At 69.7% G+C, this 7,335-nt stretch carries 10 protein-coding genes; 1 reads left to right on the forward strand and 9 read right to left on the reverse strand.

From position 1 onward, the window contains the following. A partial coding sequence (accD, locus tag BQ7388_RS06615; RefSeq protein ID WP_129583237.1) for an acetyl-CoA carboxylase, carboxyltransferase subunit beta occupies positions 1-891 on the reverse strand: 891 nt, incomplete at its 3' end. Then, on the reverse strand, positions 878-1,717 hold the full coding sequence (locus BQ7388_RS06620) for an ATP-binding protein (RefSeq protein ID WP_083558300.1): 840 nt from the start codon (positions 1,715-1,717) through the stop codon (positions 878-880). The genes accD and BQ7388_RS06620, both read right to left, overlap by 14 nt. Before the next feature lie 56 nt (positions 1,718-1,773). Here BQ7388_RS06620 and BQ7388_RS06625 point away from each other — a divergent pair, with 56 nt between their 5' ends. Beyond that, positions 1,774-2,127 (forward strand): membrane dipeptidase, encoded by a 354-nt coding sequence (locus BQ7388_RS06625; protein ID WP_234946934.1) that lies wholly within the window; start codon positions 1,774-1,776, stop codon positions 2,125-2,127. Between the two features lie 210 nt (positions 2,128-2,337). Here BQ7388_RS06625 and BQ7388_RS12995 read toward each other — a convergent pair whose 3' ends face one another. The 7 genes from BQ7388_RS12995 to BQ7388_RS06675 all read right to left on the reverse strand — a co-directional run bounded on the left by BQ7388_RS12995 (position 2,338) and on the right by BQ7388_RS06675 (position 7,286). Further along, the gene (locus BQ7388_RS12995; RefSeq protein WP_083558302.1) at positions 2,338-3,162 is read right to left on the reverse strand and encodes a 3-hydroxyacyl-ACP dehydratase FabZ family protein; all 825 of its coding nucleotides are present in this window, start codon (positions 3,160-3,162) and stop codon (positions 2,338-2,340) included. A gap of 47 nt (positions 3,163-3,209) precedes the next feature. Further along, positions 3,210-4,028, reverse strand: coding sequence for an acetyl-CoA carboxylase biotin carboxyl carrier protein (locus BQ7388_RS13000; RefSeq protein ID WP_456319912.1), 819 nt, complete (start codon positions 4,026-4,028; stop codon positions 3,210-3,212). 3 nt (positions 4,029-4,031) lie between these two features. Beyond that, positions 4,032-4,439, reverse strand: coding sequence for an SDR family oxidoreductase (locus BQ7388_RS13005; protein WP_234946889.1), 408 nt, complete (start codon positions 4,437-4,439; stop codon positions 4,032-4,034). After that, positions 4,436-4,951 carry a 3-oxoacyl-[acyl-carrier-protein] synthase III C-terminal domain-containing protein gene (locus tag BQ7388_RS13010; RefSeq protein ID WP_268794045.1) on the reverse strand — a complete coding sequence of 172 codons (516 nt, stop codon included), beginning with the start codon at positions 4,949-4,951 and terminating at the stop codon, positions 4,436-4,438. Before BQ7388_RS13010 ends, BQ7388_RS13005 begins: the two co-directional genes overlap by 4 nt. Before the next feature lie 39 nt (positions 4,952-4,990). After that, positions 4,991-5,602 (reverse strand): nitronate monooxygenase, encoded by a 612-nt coding sequence (locus BQ7388_RS11590; RefSeq protein ID WP_083558306.1) that lies wholly within the window; start codon positions 5,600-5,602, stop codon positions 4,991-4,993. A 6-nt stretch (positions 5,603-5,608) separates the two neighbouring features. After that, complete coding sequence (locus BQ7388_RS06665) at positions 5,609-5,848, reverse strand: acyl carrier protein (RefSeq protein WP_009278871.1); 240 nt, start codon at positions 5,846-5,848, stop codon at positions 5,609-5,611. A gap of 817 nt (positions 5,849-6,665) precedes the next feature. Beyond that, positions 6,666-7,286 (reverse strand): MarR family winged helix-turn-helix transcriptional regulator, encoded by a 621-nt coding sequence (locus BQ7388_RS06675; protein ID WP_072500075.1) that lies wholly within the window; start codon positions 7,284-7,286, stop codon positions 6,666-6,668. Positions 7,287-7,335: the final 49 nt, after the last annotated feature.

Genomic DNA, 7,335 nt, shown 5'->3' on the forward strand with positions numbered 1-7,335 from the left:
GACCTCGGGCACGTCGGCCCCGTCGGGCGCACGGTAGGCGCCGCCCTCGTGCAGGGCCAGCAGCCTGCCCAGCATCGAGGGGAGGTCCCTGCGCTCCACGATGCGGTCCACGAAGCCGTGCTCCAGGAGGAACTCGGAGTGCTGGAACCCCGCGGGCAGGCGCTTGTGGGTGGTCTGCTCCACCACACGCGGCCCGGCGAAGGCAACGAGCACCCCAGGCTCGGCCAGGGTGACGTCGCCCTCCATCGCGAAGCTCGCCGTGACGCCGCCCGAGGTCGGGTCCGTCAGCACCACCACGTAGAGCAGTCCCGCCTCGGAGTGCCTGCGCACCGCGGCGGAGACCTTGGCCATCTGCACGAGCGACGTGGTCCCCTCCTGCATGCGCGCCCCGCCCGACACGGTGAAGCCCACCACGGGGATGCGCAGCTCGAGGGCCCTCTCGAAGAGGCGGCAGAGCTTCTCGCCCACCACGGCGCCCATGGAACCCATCATGAACTCGCCGTCCATCACGAAGACGCCGGTGGGGCAGCCGCCGATGGAGGCCACGCCGGTGAGGACGGCGTCGTTCTCGCCCGTGCGCAGGCGGGCGCTGCGGAGCTTCTCCTCGTATCCCGGGAAGCGGAGGAAGTCCCTCACCCTGAGCTCGGCGTCCATCTCCTCGAAGCTCCCCGCGTCCACCGTCATCGCGAGGCGGCGGCGGGCCCCCAGCCGCATGGGATGGCCGCAGCGCGGGCACACGTCCAGGTTGTCGGCCAGGACGTCGGCGTCCGTCACGCGACGGCAGCTGGGGCACTTCACGAACACGTGGCGCGACGGCAGCTCGACGGGGACCTCGGTCACGGCCCCCTCGAGCACGTTCACGCTCTTGGTCTTCTTCCTATTCGTCGCCATAGAGGTGCTCCATGAGGTCGGTGTGGTAGACGCCCGAGACGAACTCGGGGTTCGAGAGTATGTCGAGCTGCAGCTCGGAGTTCTCCGCCACCCCCTCGATCACCAGCTCGCCCAGGGCGGAGCGCATCTTGCGTATGGCCTCCTCGCGCGAGGGGGACGAGATGACGAGCTTGCCCAGCATCGAGTCGTAGTAGGGAGGCACGGACGCCCCCTGGAAGAGGGCCGTATCGAAGCGGACCCAGGGGCCGCCCGGGACGTGCAGCATGGACACCGTGCCGCACGAGGGGAGGAACTCGGGGGTCTCGGCGTTGATGCGGCACTCGATGGCGTGGCCGTCCACGCGGACGTCGTCCTGGGAGAAGGGCAGCTCCACCCCGGACGCCACGCGCAGCTGCCACTTCACCAGGTCGACTCCCGTGACCATCTCGGTCACGGGATGCTCCACCTGCAGGCGGGTATTCATCTCCATGAAGGCGAAGGTGCCGTCGTCGGAGTAGAGGTACTCGATGGTGCCCACACCCACGTAGCCCACGGCCCGGGCGAGGTCGCGCGCGGCGGCGTGCATGCACTCGCGGACCTCGGGCGTGACCGAAGGGCTGGGGCTCTCCTCCAGGAGCTTCTGGTTGTGGCGCTGCACCGAGCACTCGCGCTCGCCCAGCGAGACCACGTTACCCCGCGCGTCCGCCAGGACCTGGACCTCCACGTGGTGGGCGGGATGGATGAAGCGCTCCATGTAGCAGCCGCCGTCGCCGAAGGCCGCCTGGGCCTCGGAGCTCGCGGCCAGGAAGGCCGAAGCGACGCCCTCGGGGCCCGTCACCTTGCGGATGCCCCTGNTGGAACGGCAGGAATGCCCTGGCCAGCGGGCACGAGACCTGCGACGGCCTGAGCGCGCTTGGCCGCCGGGCGGTTCGGCGCATGGGGGAGCTGGGGATGGTCGTGGACGCGAGCCACCTCAACGACGAGGGCTTCGCCGACCTGCTCGCGTGTTCTGACGCCCCGCTCGTGGCGTCGCACTCCAACAGCCGCGCCGTCTGTGGGCACCCCCGCAACCTGACCGATGACCAGTTCCGCGCCATCGTGGGGCGCGGGGGGCTCGTGGGCCTCAACTACTTCCGGGCCTTCGTCACCGAGCGCGCGGCGGCAGACGGTGCGATGGCCGCGGGCCGCCCCACGCNATCTCGGCACAGAACTCGGCGCTGCCCGGGCGCTCGGGCGCCAGGGACGCCCTGCAGATGAGACCGTGCGCCTCGTCCTGCCAGGCGCAGACCTGCTCCACGGAAGGGTCGCTCATGTGCACGGGATTCTGCGCACCGGCGTGCTCGGCGGTGAAGAAGGGGCCCTCCAGGAATATGCCCTCGATGCGTGCGCCCACAAAGTCGTCGCCGCGCAGCTGGTCTGCCTGCCAGACGCTCGCGCAGGCCTCGCCGATCTGCTCGGCAGGCTGGGTCAGCGTGGTGGGCGTCCACGAGGTCGTGCCGTGGCGCGCGAGCTCGACGCTCGCNGAGCACGTCTATCGCCGGCCCCTTGCCCCAGCCCGCCGTCATAACGTTGATCCAGCCCGGCTGCGGCACGTCGAAGCTCAGCTCGGGCAGCTCGGCGGCGAGTCGGTCGGCGAGCCCGTGCATGGCCGCCAGGTCCCCGTCGAAGAACACATTCGCCTTGACGGTGGGAACCTCCGGTACGTCGCTCACAACGCGGCAGCGCGCGGCATAGGAGGGGAAGCAAGCCTCGAGCTCCTCCAGCGATCCCTGCACCAGGAGCGGCGTCGCGTCGTCGAAGACCACCGCGCCGGCTCCCTTGATGTCCCCCACCGCGCGCGCCAGCCGACGGAGCGCCCCCTGCGTCAGGAGCTCCTCGTGCACGAGCTCCCCGTCCAGGTAGACCTGCATGCCGTTGGAGGCCAGGGCCGTGGCGCAGCAGGCCTCGTCGCCTCCCAGCAGGGGCGCGATCCACTGACGTCCGCGTCCGCTGGCAGGGCCGATGCGCACCNACGGGGTGCCTGAAGCGCACCTTGTCCAGGCTCGTGTAGAGGGGGACCCTCCCCTCGCCCGACATCGCCTCGCCCAGGAGGACACAGCAGTTCTGCGCGAGCATCTCGCACAGGATCACGCCGGGCACTACGGGGTCGCCGGGGAAGTGCCCCCGCACAAAGAACTCGTCGCCCGTGACCGTCACGTGCCCCACGGCCTCGTCCCCGACGACCTCGGCGTCGTCCAGGAGCAGCATGGGCTCGCGATGGGGCAGCAGCCCCTTGATCTCTTCCCTGTTCATGGCTCGTCTCCCTCGCAGGCCCGTCGGCCGTCCGCGTCAGCTGCCGCCTAGCACAGCTTCATGAGCGTGCAGCCGAACTCCACCAGCTCGCCGTCGCCCACGCACACGTCGATGACCTCGCCGTCGCGCTCGGCCACGACCTCGTTCATGAGCTTCATCGCCTCGATGACACAGAGCGTGTCGCCCTTGCGCACCTTGGATCCCACGTGCACGAATGGCTCCGCCCCGGGCGAGGGGGCGGCATAGAACACGCCCACCATGGGGGCGGTCACCGTGGCCACCTTGGAGAGGTCGAGCGGCCGCTGGTCCGGGTCCAGGCCGTCCTCGCCCGGGATCGTAGCCGCCATCGCGCCCTCGTCCGCAGGCGAGAGGGCCACCGCATCCGCGGCGGAGGGTGCCCCCGGCAACGTGGCATCAGCCACGCCCGNGATCATCGCCGGCACCAGGAAGGGAGAGACCCTGCCGGGGCCCGAGCCCCTCAGCACGTCCTCGTTCGCCACGGTGGTCTGGATCCCACCGATGCCCGAGCCCACGTAGACGCCCAGGCGCTCGTGGTCCACGGCGCCCTCGCGGTCGAGGCCGGAGTCCGCCATGGCCTGGTCCGCCGCGACGAGCGCATAGAGCACGAAGGGGTCGCTCCGGCGGGCCTCAGCCACGCCGAAGGCCTCGCGGGCGTCGAAGCCCTTGACCTCCGCGGCGACCTTGACCTTGCTGCCGCTCGCATCGAACTTGCTTATGGGACCGATGCCCATGCGTCCCGCCCTGAGGGAGTCCCAGGTCTCGGCCGCGGTGTTGCCCACGGGCGAGATGGCCCCCAGGCCGGTGATGGCTACCCTGTGCTCCATGTGCGAACTCACGCTCCCCATTCTCTACATGCCCATTCCGCCGTCGACGGGCAGGACGGCCCCGGTGACGTAGGCCGCCGCGTCGCTCGCGAGGAAGGCGATGGCCTCCGCCACGTCCTCCGGCTCGCACAGGTGGCCCAGGGGGATCTGCCCCTCGTACCTCTCCCTCACCGCGTCCGGCAGCTTCGCTGTCATGTCGGTCCGGACGAAGCCGGGGGCGACGGCGTTGCAGGTGACCCCGCGACCCGCCAGCTCGCGCGCCACGGACTTGGTGAGGCCGATGAGCCCCGCCTTCGAGGCGGCGTAGTTGGCCTGGCCCGCGTTGCCCATGACGCCCACGACGGAGCTCACGTTGACGATGCGGCCCCCGCGCTGGCGCATGAGAGTGCGGCAGAGGGCGCGCGTCATGTGGAAGGCGCCCTTGAGGTTCACGGAGAGGACCGCGTCGAAGTNCCCGTCTCGGCCAGCGTCCGCACGACGCGCGAGGCGTCGATGCCCAGGCGCGTCGCAGCCGAGTCGAGGATGCGGCCGTTGGCCTGGTGGAACACGAAGTGGTCGATGTCCGCCACCTCCATGCCCGCGTCCGCCGCGAGGGCGCGCACCTCTCGCTCGATGGAAGTGACGCCGAACTTGAAGATCTCGCGGCCACGCATGGAGAGCAGTTGCGGGCCACGGACGGTCTTGTCGAAGGGGCTGCCCCCCGGGATGCCGGGGAGGTCCAGGGCACCCGCGTCCGGCTGGGTCGACAGCCTGAGGGAGAGGAGCCCCTCCCCCTCCGCACCGAGCACCGCCGCCGCCGCGCCGTCGCCGAAGAGCACGCAGGTGGCACGGTCGGTCCAGTCGAGGTAGCGCGTGCACCTCTCCGCCGAGACCACGAGCACGCGGCGCGCCCTGCCCCTCGCGAAGATGCCGTCCGCCACGTCGAGGGCGAAGACGAACCCNATGGCGTGAAGTTTAGTTAGTTAGTTAGTTAGACTAACTAACTAATCCGGAAATGGTGGGAAGGCGAGAAAAGCGTCACACGACTGACACATGGGACCTGGACGCGCAGAATTGCGCCCGCGTCTCTCGCCCGCCACGCTGTTGCGCACACATCCATGCGTCCAGCACGCGCATGCGCACGTCATTTTCAACCAGCACGCAATAACGCACAGACAGCTCCGCATTTTCGCAGTTGGCGAGAGGGGCCGATGTGCGCAACCGCGTGCCCGTCGCCCGCACCCGTGCGCAACAGCGTGCCCGCCGCCAGGGGCGTGCGCAACCGCGTGCTCGCCGCACGCGCGCGCCACCCCCAAAACCTCGCTGCCCGCGTGCCGAACCAGAAGGTGCCGCGCAGCCCCTCGGCCACGCGGCGCCAANTCCACGAAGGGGCTCTGGAGCATGATGTTCACGCCGAACGGCCTGTCCGTGAGCTCGCGGCAGGCGCGGATCTGACCGCGGAGCCACTCCGCGTCGGCATTCATCGCCGAGATGACGCCCAGGCCGCCCGCGTTCGAGACGGCCGAGGCGAGGGAGGCATCGGCAATCCAGGCCATGCCACCCTGGAAGACGGGCTTCTCGATGCCGACGACGTCGCAAATGGGTGTGCGGATCATCTGGTGCTAGCCCTTCTGGGCGACGAGGCCGTCGACCAGCGAGACGAACTCGCCGATCGTCTTGGGGTTGGCCTCGGCGTCGATCTCGATGTCGAAGTCGCCCTCGCAGGCCATGACCGCCTCCACGATGGAGAGCGAGTCGAGGCCGATCTCCTCGAAGCTCGTCTCGGGCGTGAGCTCGCCGGTGATGCCGTCCTGCTCGCGGAGGATGTCGCAGATGTGCTCGAACGTGGTCTCCTTGGCCATGATGGCCCTCCTTCTGTCCGTCTTGACCTGTTCTTCCCTTGTCCTTGCGGGGCGATGGCCCCTATGGTCACGGGCGAGCCTCCGCCCGGTGATGCCCTGGGTCGCCCGCCGTCGCTCCCGACGGCGGCTCGTGGTCCCTCTCGGCGGTCACGTCAGTGGTGCCTTGGCGGCCGCGTGCGNACGATGGGGATCACGCAGCAGGTCGCCACCATGACGGCGAAGGCCTCGATCATGCGGTTGAGGACGTTCTTCGCGGACTCGATGAACGACTTCGCGCCATCCGTCACCGTCTGGACCGCGTTGCCGGCGGCATCCACGACGTCGCTCGCGACGCTGGACGCGTCGGCCGCACGGTCGCTCACCCAGCCGAGGAAGCTGTCCAGGACGTTCCTGTCCTCCTGGGTCTGCTCGCTCGCCTCGGGCTCCGGGGTCGCCTCCTCCGCCTTGGGCTCCTCGATGGGAGACTCCTCCGGAGCCGACGCCACGGCGGCCGTCACCGTCTCGACGTCCGCCCTGTAGGTCGCCTGCACGACGTCCGACACCATCACGCTCGCCGGGACCACCAGGAACCCCGCGACCGCAAAGACGGCCAGACGCAGTGCGAAGCTGCGCAGCAGCGCCTGCATGCCGGCGTTCTGGTCCCAGCGCAGGCGGCCGCTCGCGACCACGGCGGCGACGGCGAGGGCGCAGCNGGGCGCGGATGCCCGTGCGCTGGCTGATCCACTCGTCGGAGGTGTCGAGGAAGCCCGACAGCTCCTCGTTGGTGACGCGCCTGGCAGGGAGGGCGCTGCCCGTCCCGAGGATGCGAAGGCCCATGCTACTTCTCCTCCTCTGCCCTGTAGAAGGCGGCGAGGCGCTCTATGCCCGCATGGAACTTCCCCATGTCCTCGAGGGACATGCCCTCCATGATCGCGGCGGCCATGCGCATGTGGAAGATCGTGTGGAGGCGGTAGACCTCCTCGCCCTTCCTGGTGAGGGCCACGTTGACGCGTCGGCCGTCGCTCTCGTCGCGCTCCTTGATGAGGAAGCCACGGTCGACCAGGCGGTTGACTCCCGCAGTCATCGAGGGGATCTTCACCATCGCCTCGGCGGCGATCTGGCTCACGCTGATCTGCCTGTCGGTGTGGAAGGTCTCGTCTCCCACGATCTGGACGATGCGCGCCTCGCTCATGGTCACGCCCAGGCCGCGGACCCGCCTGAACATCTTGCTCTCGACCGCGTCGACCGAGTTGTAGATGGAGACGAGGAGCTCGCTGATCTCGACGGTGATGCGCTCGGCGGCCTTGGCGTCGGTGGTGGTGACGGCGGGAGCCCGGTCGCTGGGCGCGTACGCGGCGCTAGGCACGGCGCCGGCGGTGGGGGCAATGCCGGTCTCGCCGCCGTTCTTGAGCTCGTCAATCGCGTCCACCAAGCCACCACCGATCCAGGTCAGGGCCATGTCGGGCGGCCTTTCTCCCCCACATGGCGTGAAGTTTAGTTAGTTAGTT

The sequence above is a fragment of the Olsenella phocaeensis genome, from assembly GCF_900120385.1.
Taxonomy (GTDB): Bacteria; Actinomycetota; Coriobacteriia; order Coriobacteriales; family Atopobiaceae; genus Olsenella_I; species Olsenella_I phocaeensis.

Bases quoted from the DNA above. Each gene is read 5' to 3' on its own strand.
- BQ7388_RS06675 (WP_072500075.1), bottom strand. From the start codon at position 7,286: ATGGCCCTGACCTGGATCGGTGGTGGCTTGGTGGACGCGATTGACGAG.
- BQ7388_RS06665 (WP_009278871.1), bottom strand. From the start codon at position 5,848: ATGGCCAAGGAGACCACGTTCGAGCACATCTGCGACATCCTCCGCGAG.